Annotated in this window: 21 protein-coding genes; 7 read left to right on the top strand and 14 right to left on the bottom strand. The window is 45.9% G+C overall.

The window, feature by feature from the left end:
- Positions 1-145 precede the first annotated feature (145 nt).
- On the bottom strand, positions 146-1939 hold the full coding sequence (locus ACFPXP_RS11390; protein WP_379894342.1) for a M3 family oligoendopeptidase: 1794 nt from the start codon (positions 1937-1939) through the stop codon (positions 146-148).
- 158 nt (positions 1940-2097) lie between these two features.
- Here ACFPXP_RS11390 and ACFPXP_RS11385 point away from each other — a divergent pair, with 158 nt between their 5' ends.
- On the top strand, positions 2098-2262 hold the full coding sequence (locus ACFPXP_RS11385) for a YycC family protein (RefSeq protein WP_379894341.1): 165 nt from the start codon (positions 2098-2100) through the stop codon (positions 2260-2262).
- Between the two features lie 48 nt (positions 2263-2310).
- Here ACFPXP_RS11385 and ACFPXP_RS11380 read toward each other — a convergent pair whose 3' ends face one another.
- Positions 2311-2997 carry a DUF2225 domain-containing protein gene (locus ACFPXP_RS11380; protein ID WP_379894339.1) on the bottom strand — a complete coding sequence of 229 codons (687 nt, stop codon included), beginning with the start codon at positions 2995-2997 and terminating at the stop codon, positions 2311-2313.
- Between the two features lie 31 nt (positions 2998-3028).
- Positions 3029-3406: a globin domain-containing protein gene (locus ACFPXP_RS11375; protein WP_379894338.1), complete on the bottom strand. Its 378-nt coding sequence runs from the start codon at positions 3404-3406 to the stop codon at positions 3029-3031.
- Between the two features lie 161 nt (positions 3407-3567).
- Between ACFPXP_RS11375 and ylbJ the strand changes: the two genes are divergently transcribed.
- Positions 3568-4797 (top strand): sporulation integral membrane protein YlbJ, encoded by a 1230-nt coding sequence (gene ylbJ, locus ACFPXP_RS11370; protein ID WP_379894337.1) that lies wholly within the window; start codon positions 3568-3570, stop codon positions 4795-4797.
- 195 nt (positions 4798-4992) lie between these two features.
- On the top strand, positions 4993-5814 hold the full coding sequence (locus ACFPXP_RS11365; RefSeq protein WP_379894336.1) for an NAD kinase: 822 nt from the start codon (positions 4993-4995) through the stop codon (positions 5812-5814).
- Positions 5815-5920: 106 nt separating this feature from the next.
- Here ACFPXP_RS11365 and ACFPXP_RS11360 read toward each other — a convergent pair whose 3' ends face one another.
- Positions 5921-6241, bottom strand: a complete 321-nt coding sequence (locus ACFPXP_RS11360) for a YutD family protein (RefSeq protein WP_379894335.1) — start codon at positions 6239-6241, stop codon at positions 5921-5923.
- Between the two features lie 59 nt (positions 6242-6300).
- On the bottom strand, positions 6301-7218 hold the full coding sequence (lipA, locus tag ACFPXP_RS11355) for a lipoyl synthase (protein ID WP_379894334.1): 918 nt from the start codon (positions 7216-7218) through the stop codon (positions 6301-6303).
- Between the two features lie 191 nt (positions 7219-7409).
- Here lipA and larE point away from each other — a divergent pair, with 191 nt between their 5' ends.
- The 3 genes from larE to ACFPXP_RS11340 are packed head-to-tail and all read left to right on the top strand — an operon-like array spanning position 7410 to position 10046.
- The gene (gene larE / locus ACFPXP_RS11350) at positions 7410-8261 is read left to right on the top strand and encodes an ATP-dependent sacrificial sulfur transferase LarE (protein WP_379894333.1); all 852 of its coding nucleotides are present in this window, start codon (positions 7410-7412) and stop codon (positions 8259-8261) included.
- 6 nt (positions 8262-8267) lie between these two features.
- Positions 8268-9056, top strand: coding sequence for a nickel pincer cofactor biosynthesis protein LarB (larB, locus tag ACFPXP_RS11345; protein ID WP_379894332.1), 789 nt, complete (start codon positions 8268-8270; stop codon positions 9054-9056).
- Positions 9057-10046, top strand: a complete 990-nt coding sequence (locus ACFPXP_RS11340; RefSeq protein WP_379894330.1) for a LarC family nickel insertion protein — start codon at positions 9057-9059, stop codon at positions 10044-10046. It begins immediately after the preceding gene.
- A gap of 123 nt (positions 10047-10169) precedes the next feature.
- On the opposite strand, the gene larC is transcribed toward ACFPXP_RS11340, so the two are convergent.
- Positions 10170-10664: a nickel insertion protein gene (larC, locus tag ACFPXP_RS11335; protein ID WP_379894328.1), complete on the bottom strand. Its 495-nt coding sequence runs from the start codon at positions 10662-10664 to the stop codon at positions 10170-10172.
- Between the two features lie 126 nt (positions 10665-10790).
- On the opposite strand from larC, the gene ACFPXP_RS11330 reads away from it, so the two are divergent.
- The gene (locus ACFPXP_RS11330; protein WP_379894327.1) at positions 10791-11819 is read left to right on the top strand and encodes a M23 family metallopeptidase; all 1029 of its coding nucleotides are present in this window, start codon (positions 10791-10793) and stop codon (positions 11817-11819) included.
- A 17-nt stretch (positions 11820-11836) separates the two neighbouring features.
- Here the strand turns inward: ACFPXP_RS11330 and glpK are convergent, their stop codons facing one another.
- The 8 genes from glpK to yunB all read right to left on the bottom strand — a co-directional run bounded on the left by glpK (position 11837) and on the right by yunB (position 25807).
- Positions 11837-13327 (bottom strand): glycerol kinase GlpK, encoded by a 1491-nt coding sequence (glpK, locus tag ACFPXP_RS11325; RefSeq protein WP_379894325.1) that lies wholly within the window; start codon positions 13325-13327, stop codon positions 11837-11839.
- 239 nt (positions 13328-13566) lie between these two features.
- Entirely contained in the window at positions 13567-14595 is a 1029-nt protein-coding gene (locus ACFPXP_RS11320) for a FecCD family ABC transporter permease (RefSeq protein WP_379894323.1), read from the bottom strand.
- A complete protein-coding gene (locus tag ACFPXP_RS11315; protein WP_379894322.1) occupies positions 14588-15595 on the bottom strand; it encodes a FecCD family ABC transporter permease in 1008 nt (335 codons plus the stop codon). Before ACFPXP_RS11315 ends, ACFPXP_RS11320 begins: the two co-directional genes overlap by 8 nt.
- A 12-nt stretch (positions 15596-15607) precedes the next feature.
- Positions 15608-16651 carry an ABC transporter substrate-binding protein gene (locus ACFPXP_RS11310; protein ID WP_379894321.1) on the bottom strand — a complete coding sequence of 348 codons (1044 nt, stop codon included), beginning with the start codon at positions 16649-16651 and terminating at the stop codon, positions 15608-15610.
- 435 nt (positions 16652-17086) lie between these two features.
- Positions 17087-23077: a PKD domain-containing protein gene (locus tag ACFPXP_RS11305; protein ID WP_379894319.1), complete on the bottom strand. Its 5991-nt coding sequence runs from the start codon at positions 23075-23077 to the stop codon at positions 17087-17089.
- A gap of 18 nt (positions 23078-23095) precedes the next feature.
- Entirely contained in the window at positions 23096-24028 is a 933-nt protein-coding gene (locus tag ACFPXP_RS11300; RefSeq protein ID WP_379894318.1) for a copper amine oxidase N-terminal domain-containing protein, read from the bottom strand.
- On the bottom strand, positions 24029-24676 hold the full coding sequence (locus tag ACFPXP_RS11295; RefSeq protein WP_379894317.1) for an S-layer homology domain-containing protein: 648 nt from the start codon (positions 24674-24676) through the stop codon (positions 24029-24031).
- Positions 24677-24976: 300 nt separating this feature from the next.
- Positions 24977-25807, bottom strand: a complete 831-nt coding sequence (gene yunB, locus ACFPXP_RS11290) for a sporulation protein YunB (protein ID WP_379894315.1) — start codon at positions 25805-25807, stop codon at positions 24977-24979.
- Positions 25808-26445: the final 638 nt, after the last annotated feature.

Raw genomic sequence — 26445 nt, 5'->3', positions numbered from 1 at the left:
CACCAAAAAAAGCTGCGTACCTGTTCCGACAGCGGTTATTAGCAGTATTGGAGTTTAGTACTGGAATGAAACATAGCCCCTAGCTTTCATGCCGGGGATGTGGCGTAAAGCCATGATTGTTTTTGTTCTCGAACGAATAACTTCCTTAGGCTTGCTGCTCCGCCAGCTTAATGAACAGCTCCACATCTCTATAAGTCACATCGATCGCACGCTGCCAGAATTCCGGCTTCGTCAAATCTACCTGCAGGTGCTTCTGCGCCAGCTCCTCTACCGTCATTCTGCCGGTATCCCGAAGCAGCGATACATATTTATCTTCGAACGTGTGTCCCTCCTGCTCGGCTAACGCATAAATTCCTGCGCTGAACATATAGCCGAACGTATAAGGAAAATTGTAAAACGGCACATCGGTTAAATAGAAATGCAGCTTGGACGCCCAAAAATTCGGGTGGTATGCGGCTAATTCATCCAAGTATGCTTCCTTCTGCGCCCCAAGCATCAGCTCGCTAAGCTCCTCGGCTGAAAGCACTCCTTCCTTTCTCTGTTCATAGAACCTTGTTTCAAAGAGGAAGCGAGCGTGAATATTCATATAGAAGGCAATAGCTCTTTGCAGCTTATCATCCAGCAAATATAGTCGTTCCTCGTCATCTGCGGCCGCCTTCACTGCAGCGTCTGAGACGATCATCTCTGCAAACGTAGAAGCCGTCTCCGCCACATTCATCGCATAATTTTGCGTAAGCGGCGGCATATCATCCATGACATATTGATGATACGCATGGCCGAGCTCGTGTGCAAGGGTCGATACGTTCGAGGCGCTGCCTTCATAAGTCATAAAGATGCGGCTTTGCTTACGGATTGGAAATGAGGTGCAGAAGCCGCCGGGTCTCTTACCGCTGCGATCCTCCGCTTCAATCCAGCTTTCATGAAAAGCAAGCTGAGCAAACTCTGCCATTTTCGGACTAAACTTTTCGAACTGCTCCACGATGAAATCAGCCCCGTCATCATACGAGAACGAACGCTTTGCTTTACCGACCGGCGCTTCAACATCCACCCAGGACAGCCGCTGCAAGCCCATGAGGCTCGCCTTTTTCCTTAAATATGTAATAAACCGAGGCTTATTCTGTTCAATGACATTCCAGATCGTGTCCAGCGTTGCCTGCTGCATCCGGTTCATCTCGAGCGGTTCCTTCAACACGCTTTCCCAGCCGCGATGCTTGTAGATCTGAAGGCGGAATCCAGCCAACCGGTTCAGCGTATCGGAGAATAAATCACCATGCTCCTTCCAGACCTTCTCCCATTCCTCAAACATCCTTACTCGAACCTTCCGTTCTGCGGAATTCAATTTGTTCGCGGCCTGTCCCGCCGACAGCTTCAGAAGCTTGCCATCCTGCTCCAGCTCGAAGCTCAGACGTCCGACGATGGTGTTATAATGCTCTGCCCAGCCGTGGTAGCCGTCGAGTGCCAGGTCCTGCAGAAGCGCTTCCCGCTTCGCGTCCATTTTATCCTTCGCCTGAATTCTTCTCTCCTTCACCGCGAACGAAACCGGCTTCATCGTCTCCTCTTCGAGCAGCGATTGAAAAGCGTCATCTTCCATCTTCAGAAGCAGCTGGTCGAACAAGGAAAGCGCCGTTTCATAACCGGCGATCATTTCCTTTACTTTGGCTCCCAGCTTAACCGCCTGTCCGTCGTTCATATTCTCAGCCGATAGGCAGGAAGTGAACGATTCTGCTTCACGCAGCTGGTTTTGCAATTCCTGAAGCTCTTGCACTTTTGTGATCATAAACCCTGCTTCCGGCTGCTCCTGCTGTTGCAGCGAGCTGTGAAACTCTTCCAACTGCTGTGCCATAGAGGCCAAAAACGTCTTCAGCTCTGCAGATCCGCTTTTCCCAGGAAAAATGGATTCCAGATCCCAGGTTTGCTGTAATGGATGATTCAAAGTCATCTCTCACTTTCTCTTCTTGATATTTATTTGTTATACTAAAGTAATCCATTGTTCCCGAATGAAAACAACCCCTAAAAATGAATGGGTTCCAGTCACTTTTGGGGTATCTTATGCAAATTGTTCCTTAATTATGAGGAATCAGAGGAGGCAGCCGACTCATGAGACCACTGCAAATATCGCCTGAAACGGCGCAGAAGCTGGCTAAAGCGTTAAATGTCCCTTTAGAGCATCTGATGCACATGCCGCAGCACATTTTACTTCAAAAAATGGCCGAGCTGAACAAACCGGCACAGAACGAAGAATCCAAAGATTCGGATGGGTGAAACCTTCGCCCACCTGAATCTTTTTTTTATCTTGATGAGTTAATGAAGTCATGAGCTTTGAGCGGCTTCGTCCTCTTTCATATTTTCCCGTGTTAATGCCCACTGTTCTCTACTGGCCGCAATCATCGCGGAATCCATAATTTTTTCGTCATTGACGACTCTTCCGAACCATTTGACCGCTTCGTGGTACTGTTTCAACCTGCGATTCAATTCACCGATCATGTACATCAATTTTGCGTCATTACTCGTCCCTTCTTGTTCATATACCTTTACATAAGAATCGAGCGCAAAACGCAAATATCGCTGCTCCTGCTCCGCGTCATGACGGTATCTATACAGCCAAGCAATATGATGAAGCAGCCCGGAAAGAACGCGTTCGCTCTGGTTCGTAATTTGTGCACAGAGAATTGCAAGCTTGTACGACACCATGGCATCCTCCCAGCTTCTTCGGCCGCTATAATCGGCATGATTCCACTTCGCACTGATTTTTTCAAAGAGCGTATTTCTTTGCTCATCCGTAAACTTATAAGCAAAATTTTCGGTCGAAGCAAAGCCGCAAGCCGGACAAACTCTAACGACGTAAAAATCGGGATTTAGCGTTTCTTCTTCGTAATAAAGACAAAAGTCAGAATCCCGTCCTTTTGACTTTTTGAATTTGGGTCGTACCTTTGAAGTTTGGAACGGGGTTTCACAGCAGGCGCACTGGGCCTGCACGCTGTATAACGCTTCTGTCATTGTCCTGCTCCTTTACATATCATATAGATTCTCAGCTGTTGACAAAGTGAAAAGCCGGACCCGACAGTCTCTCGAGAACGGTATGCTTCAGTTCCTCTTCCATGCCGATCTTTTCTAAAGCTTGCTTCATACAGCCAAGCCACGCCTCTGCTCTTTCCCTTGTAATCGGGAACGGCAAATGCCTGGCTCTCATCATCGGATGACCATACTCGTCTGAATACAATGAAGGTCCCCCGAAAAATTGAGTTAAAAACATGTATTGTTTCTCCTGCACGGGGCGAATATCCTCTGGAAATAAAGGACCAATTTCCGGGTTTTCTTGGACGATGGGATAAAATGCTTCGACGATTTTACGAACCGTTTCCGCTCCTCCCATTCGCTCATACAAGCTTTGCGGCTGAATCACCATTTGACGGTATGCCCCCTTCTATCTTTGTTCACTTCTTTTATTATACCACTGTCTTCCTGATGACCCAATGCTTTTCCTGCGTACAAGCTTTCATATTCTGGGCTTTCGTTTCATACATTGAAGTAGCAAGAGTTGTTCAGAAATGGAGGCCGGCACGTCCTGTGAACCACACTTTTCATACATTGATGCGGACCGCTGTGATCGGCGGCGCTTCTCTTTTCATGCTGTTGTTCTTTTTATTTCCCGGGCAAATATTTGAAGCCTCGATGAAGGGAATTGCCATATGGTGGGAGGTACTGTTTCCCTCCTTGTTTCCTTTCCTCGTGATCGCCGAGCTGATGCTTGGCTTTGGCATTGTTCATTTTTTTGGAACGCTGCTCGATCCGATTATGCGTCCGCTGTTCCGTGTACCGGGTATCGGCGGTTTCGTTATGGCTATGGGCTTCGCATCCGGATATCCTGTCGGCTCCAAGCTGGCCGCGCAGCTCAGAGAGCAGCATTTAATTACACGTCTGGAAGGCGAGCGTCTGATCGCATTTACAACCACCTCAGACCCCATCTTTCTGATCGGTGCGGTATCGGTTGGGTTCTTCCATTTGCCATCTGCCGCCATCATTCTGGCCATCGCCCATTACGGCGGTGCGATATTGATCGGTCTGATTTTCCGATTTTATGGATACGGCAGAGAGCAAAAAAATGCCGAACCAGCGAAACCACTGCCCTCGAAGCGGAAAAACATCGTGATGCAAGCATTTCAAAACATGCACCGAGCCAGATTGGAAAACCAAAAGCCCATCGGGTTACTGCTGCAGGACTCCATACAATCCGCAATCAAGCTCATTATGGTCATCGGCGGTCTCGTCGTGTTCTTTTCCGTATTTATGGAATGCTTATCCATCATCAATGTACTCGGTGCACTGTACTTTATCACCCATCAGCTGTTCGATCTTTTCTCCATTCCGCTCGACCTGGCTCCCGCATTCATGAACGGTTGGTTTGAGGTGACCTTAGGCGCCCGTTCTGCCGGTACAGCAGGTGCGGAAGTACCGCTGATGCTAAAATGCGCAGCCGCATCCTTCGTCCTCTCCTGGGGCGGACTGTCCGTTCATGCCCAAGTTGCCAGCCTGATCAATCGTACGGATTTCAGCTACAAGCCTTTTCTATGGGCAAGACTTATACATGGATTTATTTCAGCCGCGATCGTCGTGGCATTCTGGCCATGGCTCAGCCGATGGCTGGAAGGACAAACGGTCTTCAGCCAATTGTCTCCGAATATGCCGTTCTCACAGACTCTTCCGTACGGTTTTATCGTATCGGGGTTGATGTTCGCAGGCATGCTGATCATTCTTGGCACCAGTGCATGGCTGCGCAGTAGGCTCCGCTTCAAATAAAGACCGAATTCGTCAAAACCGGTGTCCAGCAGCTCTTCACCCATATGATGAATACGAACCTATCACTCTTCCTTACTTCTTGATCGGACGCCACACCATGTTTAGGGTCTCCTGGGGTTTTTCCATTGAGTTCTCTTAACGGATTCGTTATGATGATTATGTTATGAGGGCAACTCACCTTTAGGAGGAGACGGTTTGAAATATTATGTATTAAGCCGAGGAGATCAGACGTCAGATGAGTTGATGGAACGATTTCATCAATTAGCCGCGAAGAATGGAATGCAGCGGGATGATCTTTCTCCGGATATTGTCGTCTCGATCGGCGGAGATGGCACCCTGCTGCAAGCATTTCATCATTTTTTAGATCATTTGGATCACATCGCATTCGTCGGAATTCATACTGGACATCTGGGTTTCTATGCCGATTGGAAGCCGAATGAATTGGAAACCTTGGTAGAGCTGATGTCCCAATCCGAGCGAGCTTCGGAAAATAAACGCGTAGAGTACCCGCTGATTGAAGTTGAAATTCATTCCGGCGGACAAGCCAAAACATATTATGCACTGAATGAATGCACCATTCGCGGTGCACGATCGACACTCGTCGCCCAGCTCTGTATCAACGGCGGCTTATTCGAAATGTTCCGTGGAGACGGCATCTGCATCTCCACCCCTTCCGGCAGTACAGCCTACAACAAAAGCTTGGGAGGCGCCATCGTCCATCCCGCTCTAGAGGCGATCCAAATCGCCGAAATGGCTTCGATCAACAACCGGGTGTTCCGAACGCTGGGCTCATCGATTCTACTGCCGAAGCACCATCACTGTGAAATCGTGCTTATGAATGATCAGCCGATGTTTATAACTGTGGACCATCTTCCGATTGAGGTCAATGATTTAAAGTCCATTCGCTTAAGAGTCGCGCAGCAGAAGGTCCGCTTTGCCAGATACCGGCCATTCCCGTTTTGGGACCGGGTGAAGGAAGCGTTCATCGGCTCCAAGCACGATGGATCGCCCCAGTAAGCAGCGCTTGCACGAGTACATTTTGCAGAAATATGGCCAAACATATTAAAAAAGGAGTACTCCCTCTCGCCTAATCAGCGAGGAACGGAGTACTCCTTTATTTCATCTAGCTGTCCTTCTTCTCATTGTCCTTTTTCGGCTTTTTGTGCGCATCCTCTGTTTTTTTCAAAATAAAGTAGGCACAACCGAAATTGCAGTATTCGAGCAAATAATCTTCAACCTGTTCGATCGTATTCTGCTCTTTATTGACATGCTTTCCGTTTTCCTTCATAAAGCCTTTCAGCCGCAGCTGATTATATCCCCAGTCACCGACGATATAATCGTACCGATCCAGCACTTCGCTGTATCTCGACTTGAACGCTTCTAAATTCCAGCCGTTCCTATTTTCCTTGACAAGCTCATACGTTTTACCGCCGATTTGAATCAATGGGTTCTCCCCTCCATGATCACCAGATACCATATCCGCCTCATTCTAACAATGAAAGCTTAACGGACTCCGGCTTCTGCTTCCTCTGCTTGGGCAATGGTTTGATCTGCTGCTTCCTTCTGCTCATGTGCGTGATAGGAGCTTCTAACAAGCGGGCCAGATTCTACGTGACTGAAGCCTCGTTTCATGCCTTCTTCTTTCAAGAGAGCAAATTCCTCTGGCGTATAGTATTTTTCAATGCGCAAATGATGGCGTGTTGGCTGAAGATATTGACCGATCGTCAAAATGTTGCAGTCTACCGCTCTTAAATCGTCCATCGTCTGCAATATCTCATCCCACGTTTCACCCACACCGATCATGATACTCGATTTCGTCGGAATTTTTGGTTTGTACGCTTTAGAGTTTCTAAGCAGCTCCATCGTCCTTCTATATTTTGCTTTGGAACGCACACGGTCAGACAGTCTTTCCACCGTCTCTACATTATGATTCAGTACCTGCGGCTTGGCATCCAAAACGGTTTTGAGCGATTGAAAATTACCCATAAAGTCAGGAATCAGTACCTCCACACTGCACAGCGGAAGCTTTGCCTTCACCGCTTGAATCGTCTCTGCAAAAATTTGGGCGCCGCCGTCTCTGAGATCGTCTCTTGCGACAGAAGTGATTACACAGTGGTTCAAGCCCATCTGCTCCGCAGCCTCGGCTACGCGCTCTGGTTCCTGTAAGTCCAGCTCTGTCGGCAGACCCGTATTCACTGCGCAAAAACGGCACGCACGCGTACAAGTATCGCCAAGAATCATGAACGTTGCTGTACGATTCGCCCAGCATTCGTGAATATTCGGGCACTTTGCTTCTTCGCATACGGTATGTAAAGTTTTGGAGCGCATCATTTGCTTTAGTTCTTTCACATCTTTAAAATCTTCGCCTGAAGCTATTTTAATTTTTAACCAATCTGGTTTTCTCATCTCGGTTAAAGTCATTTAGAATCGCCTGCCTAACTACAGTATAGTCTTGCGTTTCTCCCCGATTGGAGATTCATTCGGGTCTTTTGGTTATAAAAAAAAGCCGAACTTTCTCACAACTTCTATTATAGCATGTTTGGGCAAACATTCCACAACCGCGCGGTTTCTGATAAGATAACAGTAACACATGGAATTGGAGGTATGGATGAATGGCAGAAGGTATCACACTCCAGCAAAAAGACGCAAAGCTTGGCGAAATATTGAGAGACATGGGCAGCGCTTTAATCGCCTTCTCCGGCGGTGTGGACAGCACTTTCGTATTGAAAAGGGCTCATCAAGAGCTTGGCGATAAAGCAGCAGCTGTGATTGCTGCCTCCGAAACGTTTCCTTCACGCGAATTCGATGCCGCTGTCGCCATTGCGGAAGACATGGGTGTCAAGCTGATCAAAACCGAGGTCAGCGAGCTGGACAACCAAAACTTTGTTCAGAACAACCCGGATCGCTGCTATCACTGTAAGACGGGTTTATATACTCACTTAAAACGAATGGCGAAGGAGCTTGGCTATCCTTATATTGTAGACGGTTCCAATGTTGACGATTTGGGCGATTACCGTCCTGGACTCAAGGCCAAAGAAGAGCAAGGCGTACGCAGTATTTTGCAGGAAGCAGGGTTTAAAAAAGAAGAAATTCGCCAGCTTTCCAAAGCGCTTGAGCTTCCGACTTGGAATAAGCCCTCATTCGCTTGTCTTTCCTCGCGCATTCCTTATGGCACGAAGATAGAAAAATATAAAATCGACCAACTGGATGAGTCCGAAGCCTTTTTGCTGCAGCTCGGATTATATCAAGTGCGGGTACGCCACCATGATAAAATCGCTCGCATTGAAGTAATGCCGGATGATCTCATGAAGGTTATCGAGCAGCGGGAGCAAATTTATGCGAAGCTGACTTCTCTTGGCTTTCAATACGTGACGCTAGATCTGCAGGGCTACCGCACAGGCAGCATGAACGAAGTGCTTGCTCCTTCTCTTGTAAGTCAAAAGACCGCGTCGGGAGATGTCTAATTCGATATGAACATGAATATGGAACGTATCTTTGAAAAGTTGCAGCAAGGTGAACTCTCAATGGAGCAGGCCAAGCAAGCGGCCATTGCCGAGATAGATGAGCTTCAAAAAGGCTCTGTCGATATCAGCTTTGCCAATTTGGACATCCAGCGCGAGCGGCGCATCGGTTTTCCCGAAGTCATCTATGGCGAAGGTAAAACTGCAGAACAAATCGCAGAAATTGTGAAGCGGCTGCAGAGCCACAGCGATCGAATCTTGGCGACGCGTATTGAAGCGAATAAAGCGGAGAAGATCCAGAGTCTTCTACCGGATATCGATTTACATTATCATGCTGACGCACGTAGCATCACTTGGCTTCGGAAACCGATTGACAAAAAGGAAAACGGATACATTGCCGTCGTATGTGCGGGAACTTCAGATATTCCCGTCGCAGAAGAAGCGGCTATTACGGCAGAAATGATGGGCAATCATGTGCTGCGCATCAACGATGTTGGTGTGGCCGGCATCCACCGATTGTTCGCTAGGTTGGAGGATATACGTAAGGCTAATGTGGTGGTCGTCGCAGCCGGCATGGAAGGCGCATTGACAAGCGTAGTCGGCGGTCTGGTGGACGTGCCGGTCATCGCCGTCCCCACCTCCGTCGGCTACGGCGCCCATTATGATGGACTCGCCGCTTTGCTGTCCATGCTGAACGCCTGTGCTCCAGGTATCACCGTCGTAAATATTGATAACGGCTTCGGCGCCGGGTATGCGGCTGGACTCATAAACGAGCGGATGTATAAGGAGGAAACTTAAATGCGCGCAATATATTTAGATTGCTTTTCAGGCATCAGCGGGGATATGACGCTGGCTGCTTTAGCGGACGCGGGAGCGGATATGGACTATGTCGTCCGCGAATTACAGAAGCTCCCGCTCGATCCCTATGAGCTTAAGCAGTATACCGTAAACAAACGCGGGATCACAGCGGTCAAAGTTGACGTAGAACTATCGAAGGAGCATCCTCCGGTACACCATCGGCATTACCGCGATATTGTCCACATGATTCAAGCCGCTGAATTCAATCCCGAAGTAGAACGTCATGCACTTTCGATCTTCGAAAAGATCGGCATCGCTGAAGGCAAAATTCACGGCCTCTCTCTCGATAAGGTGCATTTTCATGAGGTAGGGGCCGTCGATTCCATCGTAGACGCTGTGGGTGTCGCATTGGCTCTACATACGCTGCAGGTGGAAGCCGTCATCAGCTCCCCTATCCCTACGGGCTACGGTTTTGTCCGCTGTGATCATGGGCTCTATCCTGTTCCTGCGCCTGCAACACTGGAAATGCTGAAGGGGATTCCGATTGCCCATACCGTACATCGTTCAGAGCTGACAACACCGACTGGTGCCGGCATTGTCTCTGCTCTCGTGAGTCATTTCTTAGCTTCTATCCCTTCGATGAAAATAGAGAAGATCGGCTATGGGGCTGGCAGCAGAGACCTTCCGGATCAGCCCAACGTGCTTCGGGTGCTGATCGGTGAGCTGTCCAAGAACGAACTGGATCGCTGTGTCCATCGAGAGCAGCATCATTTGCAGCACTCGCATCATCATGGTCATACCCATGGGCATGGGAACCATCATCATGATCATGGGCATTCCCACGAACATGATCATGATCACGAGCACAATCATCATCACGATCATGAACATCATGACCACAGCCATTCGCATGAACATCATGAGCATCATCATGAAAGCAGTGATGAAGGCAGTGGCCACGATCATCATCATCACGATCACGATAAATGATAAGATAGATATTAAAGGACAGGAAAGAGCATCCACCGTGCTCTCCCTGTCCTTTTTCTCACAAATTGTCTTCATAATAATCCACATGATGAACCGGATTCCGGCTGTTCCATCGTCATGGAGTCAAAGCTGGTTGTTACGGCTTTCCCGCATTACTGAGTAACGAAAACGCACCTCATCATAAACTTTCTTCAGCGGGATGTCAGCCTTCTCCGAAATCCTCCGACAGTCTTCATATTCCGGGGCATATTGAACCGCTTCCCCTTCGAATATGCCAACTTTGACGGTGACCGTGCCCCACGGCGTATTTACATCTACCTTCTCCCTGCCCAACCTGTGGCATGTCCATGCACTATACCGAATGCCTAACGTCGTCGTTTCCCGAAAGATGATTTCCTTTAACTCCGCCAACCGATCTCGATGGGCGAACACGTTCAGCATCATGCCGGGACGGCCTTTTTTCATCACAATCGGAACCCAAAACACATCGTTCGCTCCGGCCTCAAACAGTAAATCCATCACGTAGGAAGTCATTTCTGGATTCATATCGTCCAAATTCGCTTGAATCATGACCATACCTTCGTCGATATGCTCTTCTAGGTGATTAAATCGATCCATTCCCTCACAACCCTCTTGCACAAAATTTGGATACCCCCATCTTACCAGAACCATACTCTTTCATACATATGCAATTGAAAAAAGGAAAACATAAGAACCATACCAATTACATGGGAGGACACCAGTGTGAAACGTCTTTACCGCAGTCTTCGCCTGCCCCTCTGCGTTTTGCTTACTATTACTCTGCTGTGGACTGCCGTAAATTCGGCGCAAGCGGCCGAAAGCGTGAAGCTAAGTCCGGAACAACAGCGGTATGAGCGCAGGCTGCTTTTTGAAAATATATCGCTTATGACGGGTATTCCATGGTATTGTCTTGCCGCAGTCGATCAATATGAACGTACGCTCAGTTCAGCCAATCCGAAGAAGTACCCCAAACGAGAAGGGTTGATTGCCATCCGCTTTCCAGACGAAAAATGGGCTGGCCCTTTCAATCCGAATCCACAAGATACAGATCTGCGTACGATCCGAATGTTTGGGGGCATCGGACAAGACGGTGACGGTGATGGCAAAGCGGACATTAAAAACGACACCGATGTATTATATACATTTGCGATGGAATTTTTGCAGAAAGGCTATTCCGATGAAGACTTTACAATTTCCCTATGGGATTACTACCATAATCCGCGAAGTGTCAAGCGGATCGATCAGTTTGCAAAAATATATCGTCACTTCGACACATTAGAGCTTACACGCCACGTATTCACCCTGCCATTGCGCTCTAATTATTCTTATCGCAGCACTTGGGGCGATGCCCGGGGCTGGGGTGGACGAAGAATTCATGAAGGAACCGACATCTTCGCTAACCATGGCGTTCCTGTACGAAGCACTTCTTACGGGATCATTGAGATCAAAGGATGGAACAAGTACGGCGGTTGGCGTGTAGGTATCCGCGACATCCATAATATTTATCACTATTATGCACATCTTTCGGGCTTCAATAAGGGGATTGAAGAAGGTACGATCGTACAGCCGGGAGACGTTGTCGGTTGGGTAGGCAGCTCAGGCTATGGCAAACCGGGAACACAAGGGAAGTTTCCGCCGCATCTGCATTACGGCTTATACCGAGATAGCGGTCTTGTCGACTGGTCCTTCGATCCATACCCATCGCTCAAGCAGTGGGAGAGAGAGGAATACCGCGCGAAACGAAAAAAATAAGCTGCCGCTTCGGCAGCTTATTTAAATGCCATGGCCGCATATACGGCCTTCTTCCATCCGCTGTACAGCTCATCCCGCTGTTCACGCTCCATCGACGGCTTGAACTGCCGGTCTAATTTCCACAGCGATGAAATTTCATCCTGATTCGACCAAAAACCGGTCGCCAAACCGGCCAAATAGGCTGCGCCTAATGCGGTCGTCTCCTTCACGGTAGGCCGATCGACCGTGACACCGAGAATATCGCTTTGGAACTGCATCAGAAATGTATTGTCTGCTGCGCCGCCATCGACCCGTAATGTATTCATGACAATGCCGGAATCCTCCTCCATGACCGACAGCACATCCTTCGATTGATAAGCCATGGATTCCAAGGTCGCCCGTACGAAATGCTCCTTCGCCGTCCCTCTAGTCAAGCCAAAGACCGCACCTCTGACATCGCTGTCCCAATAAGGCGTACCCAGACCGACAAAAGCGGGAACGACATATACGCCCTCGGTAGAGGCAATCCGATTCGCGTACACTTCACTTTCTCTCGCTGTTTTAAACATTCTTAGGCCGTCTCTCAGCCATTGAATCGCCGAACCCGCCACGAACACACTGCCCTCTAAAGCGTATTCAACCTTGCCGCCGAGCCCCCATGCGATTGTCGTCAGCAAACCATTCGCCGAACGAACAGGCTGACTTCCGGTATGCATCAGCATAAAGCAGCCGGTTCCATACGTATTTTTAGCCATTCCTTTTTCAAAACAAGTCTGTCCGAATAAGGCCGCCTGCTGATCGCCCGCCGCAGAAGCGATAGGAATCCGGTGTCCGAAGAAGTGGTAATCCTCCGTATACGCGAAGATCTCCGAGGAAGGACGTACCTCCGGCAGCATGCTTGCAGGAATGTCCAGAATATCCAGCAGCTCGCTGTCCCACTGAAGCTCATGAATATTGTAAAGCAGCGTTCTCGAAGCATTCGAATAATCGGTCACATGCACCCTGCCGCCCGAAAGCTTCCATATGAGCCAAGTGTCGATTGTTCCGAACAGCAGGTCTCCCTGTTTCGCTTTTTCCCTTGCGCCTTCCACATGGTCTAGAATCCATTTAATCTTTGTGGCCGAAAAATACGAATCAATGAGCAGTCCTGTTTTATCCTTGAACTTTTGTTCTAAGCCTTTTTCTTTTAACTCCTCACATATCGCAGCCGTCTGCCTGGACTGCCAGACGATAGCATGGTAGACCGGCAAACCTGTTTGCTTATCCCATACGACCGCCGTCTCTCTCTGATTTGTAATGCCAATCGCTTGAATCTGATCTGGTGAAATGCTGCACTCTGTCAAAACCGTACTGATCACACTCATCACCGATACCCAAATCTCGTTCGCATTGTGCTCAATCCAACCCGGCTTCGGAAAATACTGTTTGAATTCCTGCTGAGCGATGCCCGCGATATTTCCACTCTGATCAAAGATGATGGCCCTTGTACTCGTTGTGCCTTGGTCAATGGCTAAAATATATTGTCCCATCTCTCTCCTCCTGCCCAATGAAAATAAACTAGTTGAGTACCTGTTGTTATCTAACGGTCATCCCAAACATATGAATAAAGTTCCCTTCTTAGGATAACGCCCAGAACAACAGCTGTTCCAATGCATAATGAAGAAGGGAACTTTTCAATAACAATTGCCGAAAATTTACATCACCATACGTTTATTGTAAACGCTTCACGATTACACTGTCAATTCACGTGGACTTGTAATCGTATTGATTAGTAGCGTCCATTCTTTCGGTATAGAAGTAAAACAAAATACGGTACGCCAATGATCGCAATCATCATTCCAGCAGGCAGCTCTACCGGTTCGAACCAAGTTTTGCCGATATAATCAGCCGTCAGCACGAGCAGCGCACCGATCACCGCACAGAGCGGGATAAATCTTCGATGACCGCCGCTGACAAGCTGCTTGGCGATATGCGGAGCCATGAGTCCAATAAAACCGATACCGCCTGAAACGGACACACATGCGCTCACAATACCAATGCTGTACAGAAGAAGGAGTGCCCTTTCTTTTTGAACGGATATCCCCAGGCCGATTTGAGATTCCTCTCTCAATCTAAACAGATCGAGCAAATAAGCTTTCCTTACAATAAGAGGAAGTAAAACAGCTAGCCAAGGAACAATGGAGGCGATATATTTCCAATTGGCGTTATAGACGCTGCCCGAGTTCCAGACCGCGGCCATTTCGAAGTCACCCGGGTTCATTTTCATGGTAAAAAACAGCGTTATCGCCCCTAATCCTGAAGCAACTGCAATCCCGGTCAAAATAAGCCGCTGAGCGTCCATTCTTCCATTTTTCCATGAAAAGATATAAATCAATACTGCTGATAAGAGTCCGCCGATCAGACCAAACAGCGGCATCGCCATGACAGACATTAGCCCGCTCCCGTGGATGCTGCCCTGATAGAAAAATAAAAAGATAACCATCGAGGCGCTGGCTCCTGCATTGATCCCGAGTATCCCGGGATCGGCTAAGTCATTACGCGTGATGCTTTGTACGACAGCACCTGCAACGGCTAAGCCCATGCCGACCAATATCGCGATCAAGATGCGAGGCAGGCGAAATTCCCAAATGATCAGATCATAATCCGTGTGCGGCTGAACACGCAGCAATGTCCGAATGACATCCATCACCCGCATTTCATAAACACCACTCGTCAAGCTCACATAAACCATCCATCCAACTGCGGCCAGACTGAAGGACATGACGATGAGGTAGCGGCGGGCAGAAGATTTAAGCATGGTTCCCGCCCCCTTTTTTCCGAATGAGATAGAAGAAGAAAGGAACACCAAACAACGCTGTGACGACACCGACCGGCATTTCATAGGGATGGTTAAGAAAGCGGGCCAATACGTCACAAAGCGCAAGAAAAACACCGCCCAGAATGCCGGAGCATGGGATGATTAAGCGGTAATCCATTCCGGTCAGCAGCCTTGCAATATGTGGAATGATCAGGCCGACAAAGCCGATCTTCCCAGCTAAAGCAACGGAGGTGCCCGTCAGCAGCACGACACTTACAACAGCCCCGAACTTGATCCATTTCGTACGCTGTCCTAAACCGACGGCCACTTCTTCGCCGAGTGAAAGAATCGTCACCGATCTCGAGAGCCCCACCGCTAGGCTTATGCCGATTACTGCGAAGGGAAGAGACAGCTGTATGAGCTCCGGATCTAGTTGATGGAGGCGTGCATTATACCAAAAGCTAATATTTTGCGATACCTGGAAATAAGAGGCGATGGCCGCTGAAATACTGCTCAAAAACGTACCGATAATGGTCCCGACGATCGCCATGCTTACGGGGGAAAAACCGCCCGGCAGCAGTGACGCCAGACCGAATACGATCACAATGCTCAACACAGAACCGGCAAATGAATATCCGATCATCTCTAGAGATGATGAAGCTGGCATCCATACCATACAAAGGGTAATGGCAAAGGCGGAGCCATCCGTAACCCCCATGATTGAAGGGGATGCAAGATCATTTCTTGTCATCCCCTGCATCAGTGCGCCCGATATGGCCAGAAAGGCTCCAATTAATATTGCTCCAATCGCTCTCGGCAATCGGGAATGCATAATAATTTGATGATTGACATTGCCCTCGTCGAACTGGAACAGCGCATCCCTAACCGTCCAGATATCGATAGATTTCACCCCGTACAATACAGACAGCAGGACGGTCAATAGTATCCATAACGGTGAGCTCCAAAAGATGAGAGCAGCAATTCTATATCTGGCTTGCATAGCATCTCCTATTTATTCATTCATGAGACTGCTGCTTTGAATCGCCTCAAGGAAAGTGGTTTTACTGTAAAATGTACCGCCCTGCGCAAGCGGATCAACTAAATTAATGAACAGATGGCCCTCTTTGACCGCTTGTATGCTCTGCCAAATCGGATTGTTCTGCAAGTCCTCCAGGGCCTGTGGTGCATCCTGATTCTCATCCTCGGAGAATTGAACGAATAGATAGTCTGGATTCATCTCGGAGAGCTTTTCCAAGGTGACCATCTCCTGTGCCTTCGCTTGCTTCACTTCGTCTGGAACTTCTGCGCCTAAATCTTCATAGATCGATGGATTGAAAAATACATTTCCCGGATAGATGTATATATTCCCAGCCCGGATTCTCACGGCCAGCACCGTTTTATCCCGGAACAGCGGCTCGACTTTTTCTCTTACGGCTTGCACGGTATTTCCATACTCTTGCAGTACTTGTTCCGTCAGCTCCTCTTTCCCTGTCAGTTCGGCAAGCAGCTTTAAGTTAGCTTCCCAATCCGTAGAGATGTGCGAAACGGGGATTGTTGTAGAGATTTTTTCGAGCTTTTCTAACGTTTCCGCAGGGAATTTCGTGCTCGCCAGGATGACATCCGGTTTCAAAGTCAGGATCGTATCCAGACTCGGCTGCGTTTTCTCCCCGATTCCCGTAGCATCCGAAGTAATACTCTCGAACAAAGGAGGAAATTCTCCGCCAACGGTCATTGCGCCCGTCGGTTTTACCTCGAGCACCAATGCGTCTTCCATCGATTCCAGAGAACCTGTAATCACGATATGCTCTACTGTTGTTGGAACGGTGTAGCTTTCACCTAAATATTGAATCTCTCTTGTACCATTCGCATCCTCTTGTTCTTCGGTGGCAGTATTTGCACCTTCTCCTGCAAGTTGGTTGCCGTTATCTGTTGACTCATTCTGGATTTGACCTGTTGAGCCGCTTGACGCGGGCTCATCATTTTCATTTGCTCCACAAGCTGCTGCAATCAGCATAATCAAGACGACAGCACTCACGATACAGATTTTCTTTTTCATGTATTCTCGTCCCTCCATTTGTTTATATCATTCATTAATAATGATAATTATTCTCAATCAGGATTATAGACGAGATTTTGATGATGAGAACATAGACAAAATCCAGATTCGGCCTAGACAATTTCCAGATCTTGCAGCGGGAGTGAGGTTTGCGTCAAGCAGTGCAGTCCTTCATGGGTATGCATCGTCATTCCATCATACAATGCTGCAGTAAAACATTTGCTCTCTCATGACCGGTGTTCGTTGAAGTAGTCTCTAATCATCGCGTTTCAGCGAAAAACACCCGCTTCCCATAAACGACTTTCCCTGTAACAGAGCATCTTCTGACACAAGGAAACCTCATTCCAATGAAAAGTCGGGTGATTTATAAAATGTATAAGGTATCGATACTACAGCTGAATAAAGCTTATCGCTTTATTTCTTTCTTAGACCCCATTACCTTCTGCGATGCACGCCCGCAGCTTCCTTGGCCAGTCCGATCATACGGACCTGTACGCCGGCTTGTTTGACTACACCATTAGCGTACTGCACCTCGAACCAGATCGTTTCCATGCCTTCATTCAAACCTTCGGTGAGTGACATCAACACCTCGTCGTATAATTCGCCTTGATACCGCGTCGGTTCTAAGCTTGGTGATAAATCAGAGGTGATGTATATCGAGTTTCCAGCTCTGCCTTCGGTATCAAGCCATGCGCGAACACGTTGAACGGGTGCTGGAGATGTAAATGCCTGCAGAATGAAGATTTCGCCGGAATAGAAATCTTTGGGATCCGTCTCTGTTTCATGGCCGAGCTCGTCGTGTATCGCTTTCCATTCATCTGTATGATAAACGGATGGCTCAAGGATGAGTTCCTTCGCTTCAATCACCTTCTCCACGGAATCCGTCAGTTCACCATCATCAGCCGTCAGGTGCACCCGGTATATTCCGATTTGCGTGAATTTCAATGTAACATCCGTCTGTGTGAACGTTTGAGACGTGCCGTCCGGGAAAGTGACTTTCCACAAGTAGGTAAGCGGATCACCATCAGGATCTGTTGATTGATTTATTAACCGAACGGTATCCCCTTCCCACACCGGTTTTGGCGTCCAATCAAAATTGGCATTCGGCGGTTCATTACCGTTCGTATAGAAATATTTCCGCGCACTCCAATCGCTCCAATCATAACCGTCAAAGACTCGAACAATGACATACATCGTTGTCTTATCGGGTAAATCAACCGTTGGTATCCAGCTTTTTGGGTTGCCCCCCATCACTCCGGTATCTCTCAGCAGCGATCCGTTCTTATGATAAATCTGCACCTGATACTTCGTTTGAGCATCGCCATCTGCATCGGTATACGACCATGTGAATGTTGGTCTTAGATCCTTTAGGATGGTGGGGTTATTCGCATCTGTACTCGTTGGATATGTGATGTTGGCAGCTGGCTTACGATTGACAACATTGATCGTTTTTGTGATCGTAGCGGATTGTCCAAGTGAATCAAATACAACCTGCCGGATACTGAATGTTCCCATCGTATTAAATGTTTTCGTCCATTGGGTACGACTATTGCTTTGGAATGATTCCAGGCCGCCATCGGTTACATTCCGAATGTAGTATTCATGCGGAAGATTTTCTCTGGCTCCATCTTCCACATCATAGGCTGTGGAATTAATCGTTATGGGAACACCTCTGTAGGTGGTAGTTGGATTAATCGTGAATCCTGGTACCGGCGGTTCATCAGGCTCTGGAATCTGCGTAACATGGATCGTTCTGACCGCCCAATCACTCCATGCACCGTATTCATCTTTAACGACCAATCCTACAACAAATTCTCCCGTCTCTCTTGGTGTAATTAGCTGGCTATATACTGTTGATCCGCTAGGCGTGACATAATAATATCTTCTTTCCAGAATGCCCCGTGTCGTTCGATAATTAATGCCTGTTGGTTCACTGGAATAATTACTGCTGCTCAACCAGCGATCCGGATCATAACTGTTATCCGTCCATTTAACCGTGTAATCCGAATTGATGGACACCGTGAAGCTAGCAATCGGTTTACGGTGAACGATCACATTTTCAGACCATGGACTCGAATCTTTTCTGTATTCAGCGAATGTATTATTTGGGTATCTATACACTAAATTTGGATCATCTTTTACTTTATAACTAATTTGATACATCCCTACCTTATCAAAGGATAATATCGCTGAATTAACTGTCTTATTATGATACTGCGACAACCCGGATTTTCCATCCCCGGCATTCAAGAATTTATTTGGATTCGTGTGCTTGTAAGTCCATGTCGTCAGTTCATCAATTTTCAGGTCATTCTCAGGATCAAGATAAGATGTGCTATATTTCACCTTTTCATCAACCAGTGCAATACTGTTTACTAGACTTAAATTGTCCCCTAAATCCACATAACCTAGGTTCATAAACTTCGCACGACTAATGGAAGCATACGGTCCATAACGCCCTGAGGTAAAGGTATCATCTATAACCTCAATTAATGGAACACCGTTAATGTACACCTTGATTCGATTTCCAAACGCATTAATTTTGAACTTGTATGATTCGAAATATTCCATCTTGTAATTCACGCTATTTAACGTTGTTTTGGTTCCATTTACGATCTTTACAAGCCTTGTCGTCTGCTCGTCAGACTCTACACGATACATATTTTTATGATCCTGAATTCTGAAACCAAAGCCCGCGTTTTTTTGGCCGCTGTATACTTTTTTATTCAGTTTCAAGTCATAATGCAGTTCCAAATTCGCAAGCTCATCCGGCCCAATCAGTTGTCCATAAGCGTTTTTTTCGGTCGTTTCTGCGGCATTAGATAAGGTGTCTGTTTTAATCAGTAGGGCGCCAATATCTGTTTGATCTGTCCCTTCAGAATACCAGTATTTTAGATAGAGTTTTCCATCCTCAACAAGTTCCAAGTCGAACCTCATCGAATGTTCACCATAGTCATGTCTTCCATGAATAGTATTCGATAAATTTATCGTGCCTGCCTTACTCCCATTTCTCATACTAACGATATTTAAAATAAATTCTTTATCCATGAATAATAAATAGCCATCTTGTGAAATGGTATAGCCCCTATCAATGAGACTTTTAGGAACGCTCAGAGACCACAATAGATTACCGTTAAAATCCCAGCCGCGGAGTAAATGAATATTTGTATAAGTTTTAGCCCCTGTAACGAGTACATCTTCATAAGAACCTATTACTATTTCTTGTGCATACGAATTTGGGTTGCCTGGGAAGGTGGTACCCAAATTCACCTTTTTGAGAACAGAACCGTCTGATGCGTTTCTGAACACGATATATTTTGTATACGTTCCTCCAGCGTTCCCTTCTGTAGAAGCTATAATTGTTCCATCAAAATTTGATGCTAAATTATAATCGTTAACAGCTTCTGTTCCCGCCCTTGGAACTGACCATAGAATCTCACCAGTGCTTCCATCGATTTTTTTTAGTGTGAATCCACTATAATAGTTAATTTGATCATCCTTATAATAATTTCCCAAAGTATCTCTAGAATGATGACCAAATTGAGAAAAAGAATAACTGTCAAAATTAGCGTCTGCTTGTCTACTTTCCGCTTCTTCAATCAGATTCTCCCATGTATAGCTTGTAATAGTCGGGAGATTACTACCGTATCCCAGCTTTTTATAATCGTAGTTAAATTCATTATAGTGATTCCTTACATAGTAATACGGATTATTAGTAATGCTGCATCTCCCGTCAACTACATTTGAATTTGAATAGATCGGTACATACTCTGAAAGATCCTCATTCAGCAAATCAGATAATCGGTAGCCTGAGTTTACACAATTTCTTTCATCGTAAGTATGAACAATTCCTCTTTCATAATCTATTTGCATGACGGTGCTGTTACTCAACGGTGTTAGATATTTATATTCCCCACTATCATACAAAGCTTTTGCCGGCTCAATTTCGTCCAACCATAGATCAATTCCTAATACCGTATCATTCCCAACATACGCTCCATATTCTCCATAATTGAAATTGTTCCAATTTCCTGTAACTGATCTGTATTGACGAAACTTCGCGATCTTTACATTTGAGCTTGATATTGAGTTGTAATGATCCTGATTCTCTAATTCATTTGAAATACTAGTCAATGCCTTTTGTATCGGATCATATGCCCACAGTTTAGGGTAAGAACTATGATACATATTCGAATTCTTCCAATTCTGATTCGATACAATCTGCTGTAGATCTATTGGTGTTGGTGGGATTAAAACCGGTTCTAGAACTTCCCCTTTCACAGAGAATTGGGCTTCAGGTGAATCATTTAGTGCTTCATAAGCAAATGTACTTGTATCGTTTTTACCCCAATCTTCTTCCACATATACTGTAAATAGATATTTCCCTACTTTAGATGGCTTAAATAAAAATTCATTATTATCATCCAGCCGAATATTAACTTCTGTTTCATTATCAAACGATCCATCATTGTTTGAATCGTAACGATAAGTAACTCGATTGACTACTATTCTATCGTTATCAGGACTATAGGAAGTATTCTTAAATAACGTCTCAGCTGTTCTCAAACCTTTTTCTGCATAATCCAGCTCCGCAACTGGCGGAAGATCCGGCTTAACCGTAAGCGTATGTTGTGCCGGTGCGACGCTCTTTAGCCCCAGCTCATCAAAGACTTCAAGAGTAATGATTTCTTTACCGACGGTATCATACACTTCTTTTACATTCGTCCAAATATCTCGGCTGTGATCGATCTTCCTACCGTTAATCGGGCTGTAACTTTGCTCAGATGAAAATTCAGATGGCAACGGCCGCCCTTCTACAACTTCATTAGGGCCGGTAATGACCGGTACGGGATTGGGTGGAACGACTTGGACTGTAGCTGTTTTAGTTGTTACTGCTCCCAGTGTGTCCCGGATACTCGCCTTAATGGAGTAATAGCCTGGCTTGTCCATTTTGATCCGCAGCCAGCCTTCCGTATATTCCTCATATTTACTTGGAATCGACTGCAGCCAGCTGTTATTCGTGCCTGCAAAATCAAACCCTAACCATTCAATCGGATCTCCGTCCGGATCACTCATTGGCGGTTCATCCAGATAAACTAGGTCTAAATAAGTGCCTTCGACAACCTGTGTGACAACACCCGCCTGTGTATGTACACCCGGAATGGTCCAGCCAACAGCAAAATCCGGTGGCGAGTTATCTCCTGAACCTGTCACGACTAATGGTTTTGGACCGATCCATTCCGTTTCGCCGCAGCTGCCGTATATTTTCATATACACATCATGTGTACCCACCCCGATAACGGACGGATAGGTATTATATGTATAAGTGAGATCTTTAGTTTTCCCGTAAATATCAGGTGAATTTTTAAACATTCCGTCTCTTTCAATTTTGAACTCATGATAGAGATAAGTACAATTGTTCGTTTGAATATCCTTCGGACGCAGCGTAAAGGATTCACGATATTCAATCTGATTCGGAATGATATCAAAATCGCCTGTTATATTTGGCCCCCCTGGATCATCCGGCTCATCCGGTGGCTTCGGTGGCGGTGTTGGAAGATCCGTATCGTAGTAAAAGTAGACAATATAGTTTTCAAAAGAACCATCGTAAGTGAACTTCCCCGGATCGCCAGCTACCATATTATTTATGCTTGGCAACGCCCCTGTTGATGTCTTGGCATGACCTATATACTTATAATCTTCATGAGTAGGGTGAACGACATTCACTTCTTCCCCCACTTCTTTAGTTTCTTCATAGTTAGGGAATACGCCAGCCAAGCTTGTTCCGTCTTTTAAAAAATGCTTCACGGTTAAGTACAGCTGCTTTGGTTTTTCGATGGGTTCTACATCGATTGTTAAGAGAGTGGGAAAATAATATCTGTAACCAACGACATTATCTGCATAACTCCCACCGTTTTTGTGAGTTTCCTCCGGTGCCACTACAGCATTGAGATCACCTGTTACGGTTAATTTCATCGAGGCTGAAGTGGTCCCTTTTCCTTGAAGGTCTGTAAGTGAAGTGCTAAAACTTTTACTTATCATTGGTCTCATATCTGACCATCGTGTTGATTCATATCTAGACTCATAGAAAATTTTTTCGAATTTCTCGTCCCCAAACCTAGTGCGTAGTTGATCAGTAAAGGCTTCTGCTGTAACATTTTTTATCACAGTTCCAGAAGGGGCTTCAAATGAATAATCAAAAGGAATCACTTTATCTTCCTGACCCATCCAACCTTCAGCTGTCCATGATCCATCTGAATGTCTCCAAATTTCATAACTGAATAAAGCTACAAAATAATGACGATTCGAATTTTCAGAATCAGGAACAGTAGGTAAAGAAGAGGCTTGAACAAAGTTCAAGCCATACGGAGATATAATCAATGAAATCAGTAATAAAAGAATTAACTTTTTAATTATTTTAAACATATAACCCAACCTCACGATTTATTTAAGTTGTAATAACTGCAAGGAATTTGAATCTGTTGTAATACCTAAGTATTTCAAGTGACTGTACTTTAAGTCTTTATAGTTCTTTATATTGAAAAATAAAGAATCACTTTCAGAGACAACAGGGAAATAGGCTGTTTTTGTCCCGTCAACATGTTTTTCGGTATAAACAGGATTTCGAGTACGAACCCCCTTATAGTCCTCTAAAACTAAATGAATATTGGATAATATAGTTCCGCTATAATGTAGCCCAATACCTTCTATAGACCCTTGATTAGCTTGAAAAACTTCATAAATTACATTTTCCCCTATTTTTACCGGCAAAGAAATCGGAAAATCACTAGACTTATAAATTGTTGCTTTATCATGATACTCATAAATATCCTGTCTATTTTTAAAATATTTCACCACATCTTCAAGCGGCACATTCTTAATTCCCACATCCTCCGGACGAGGAACATCCTGCTTACCGATCCATACCCAGCGGCTCACACTGTCCCACATGACGGATTGTCCCAACGCTTCGCTGACAAAACGCAGAGGAACATACACACGTTGCTTTTTCACGGTCATATTCGTATCAAATTGAACCGTTTTGCCATTCACCACCGCGGTCTTTTGATTCGCAGTCAACTGAACGACCTTCTCGTCTTTCGTGATTGTTACTTTGTTTTCCGCTTGATTCCAATCCACCTTCGCTCCCAATCCTTCGGAGACGACACGAACAGGAACCATGACACGTTGATCTTCGTTCGCATAAGGCTTCGCATCGGTAAGCTTGATCTTTCTCGCATCGATCAACACTTGAATATCTGGTGTTCCCACTCGTTTAATCGGCTGCGCTGCGGAAGCTGTTACGGACAGCGAAGCAAACAACATCGTACTTGCTAACGTCATTTTCACCATGTTCATCATTTTGTTTTTCATCATTTATTCCCCCAATATGTTTTCATTCATAGATTGCAAGTTTTCCAATGCTGCGGCATCCGGTTCCAGCTTCAACCCTGCCCGAATCTGTGCGAGTCGCTGAATCAGCGCCACACCTTCTGCTCTCGTTGATAAGCTACCCGGTTCCAATTCGCCGCTATAATTCCTTCCCCTAAGTAGCCCTTTCTCAACGCCCAACAAAAGCCAAGCATTCCGATCCAGACTTTTCTCCGTACGCAGCTCTCTATCCATAGCTCTTAACGCCAATCGGATCATTTCAAATCTCGTAATCGGCTCCGAATACGAATCAAAGTCCGCTTCAAAATGAAGTTTAGATTCTATGGCCGCATAGACGTATGATTGATACCACGGTACGCTTCCTTCTGAATGAGGAATCATAGCCCCCTCAACGAGCATTGTAATAAATTCGGCTCTCGTGATCGCTTGAGTAGCTTTAAACGTACCATCCATGTAACCCGAAACAACGCCCTCCTTTACTGCCCATTCAATCGCAGGAGCTGCCCAATGCTGTTCCGGAATATCTGCGAAGCTTTGAACTTCCGTCCCATCCGCATCAGCTGCACATGCCGAAAAATATAATATATAGGTAACTCCAATAGCAGACAGGATCATAGGAAACTTCTTTACCATACATCCACCACCATCAAATTCGGTATACGTTCGACAAGCTGATACTCTACGTATTTGGCAAATCTACCACTCACGATTCGTCCCCCTATCTCTTAACGACTAGTCCTCTTTACCTATATTCCACAACCTTCCAAACTTTCCTTTTTCCATCGTTCTGCATCACAAACAAAACAAAAAAGCCTTTTCCGAGGCAAATCGATCGATTTGTCCAGAAAAGGCGGTGCTTCCGCTTGCTGCAATTATTCATTTCTTATTCGAGCATATCATATACACGAAACTTGTCAATTCCTGTATCTGCGGCTACTCGGATTCCCTTCTCATCTCATTATCCGGAAGCGGAACCGTATCGACAGGCAAGCTCTCTCCATCCGCCGACGACTGCGGTTTAATTTCCGGAATCGAGATCGATGGCGGTACCACACCCGAAGTATATGGGGTTTCGATCGGCTGTCCTTTGTTGTTAAAGTAGTACATAGGAACGTCTCCGACAACGAGCAAATACGAAATCGGCACTTCGGTCGTCACCATTTCCGGTTCGGTGTCAAAAGGAATAATAATCGTCACTTCCGCCGTAATTCGAATGAAAACCTCTACTAGCAGCATATTTATACCTGCATCCTGCTGTCTCGTGTCCAAGTCTACCTTTACGCTGCCGGCGGGAACCAGCTTGACCTTGATATCCGGTCCGAAGGAAGCGAGTATCGCGCTGTCCAGCGCCTGCCCGACTGGAATTTCCTCGGGTACTTTCTGCAGTGTATTCAGTGTATTCTGCACCACATTAACAGCATCGGCGGTAATTTTCATATGCTCTGCGTAATTCAACATAAATCCGGTGATCTTACCGGTATGATCCGTTCTCCAATCGATCAGCTTCTCGAAGTTCGTCGCCTGCGAGATTTTCTCTGTAATCGCCGTATTGATCGCTTGCGTTGCAATTTGCTTCAGTCTGACGGAAGCGACATTCAACAAGGCGGGCCGCAAGTTTTTCTCAATGTAAATAAAGCTCTGCACGCCCAAAAACATCGTGATCAGCAGCACAATAAAAAAGATTTGCCGCTTCTTTAATTTTTTCGGTGCCTTGCTTTTCCACCCTCTGCTTCGCCAGCCTTTTCTCCGAAACGATAAAGCCAATGCTAAAGCTCCCCCCTTTGAAGCGGCCTTCGCAGCAGTTTCCTCCAGCTTCATCAAAACTTAGGTCGACAAAAATACAAGCTCCTTTATATGTATGCCTGTAAGTACAAAAAAAGAAGAGCCCTAGGCAGACGAAACGGCATCGTTCTTAGGTGTGTGAACTATTGTCCAAGCAAAGGGTGTTTTTTCTAGAAGCGCTTGGACATCTTTGTTATGATCTTTAAATAAAGGCTATGTTAAATTCTAATGTTGATATTTAACCAAAAGAAAACCGCCTTGTTTGAAAGGCGGTTTATTAAGCTATCGTCTCCAATTAGCTCAATTTCAAACAGTATATGGGTTCATCATGGAAACCTTTTTCAATTTCACCTGCTCATTTTGTTCGGTCTACAGAATACAGAAAAAATTCCATATCTATATTCCTAAAATTCTTAGTATCTTTATCAATAATATTCATACCGTTTCGAACAGCAACTTTTTGAGCGGCTATATTTGTGTCCCTAATAATAGAATCTCAACTTTCGCAGAGCCAAAATCGGGTTAATGGCAAGTGCAGCATGAGTTTGTGATCGATTAGATCGAATGCTTGACGACATAGAAAAACACCGCTTCGTTTGGTAAGGTAAGAGTGTCGAATT

This window comes from Marinicrinis lubricantis, from assembly GCF_042658665.1.
GTDB lineage: Bacteria > Bacillota > Bacilli > Paenibacillales > KCTC-33676 > Marinicrinis > Marinicrinis lubricantis.
Note: the sequence above shows the minus strand (reverse complement) of the source record. Positions and strands in the feature narration are given on the sequence as shown.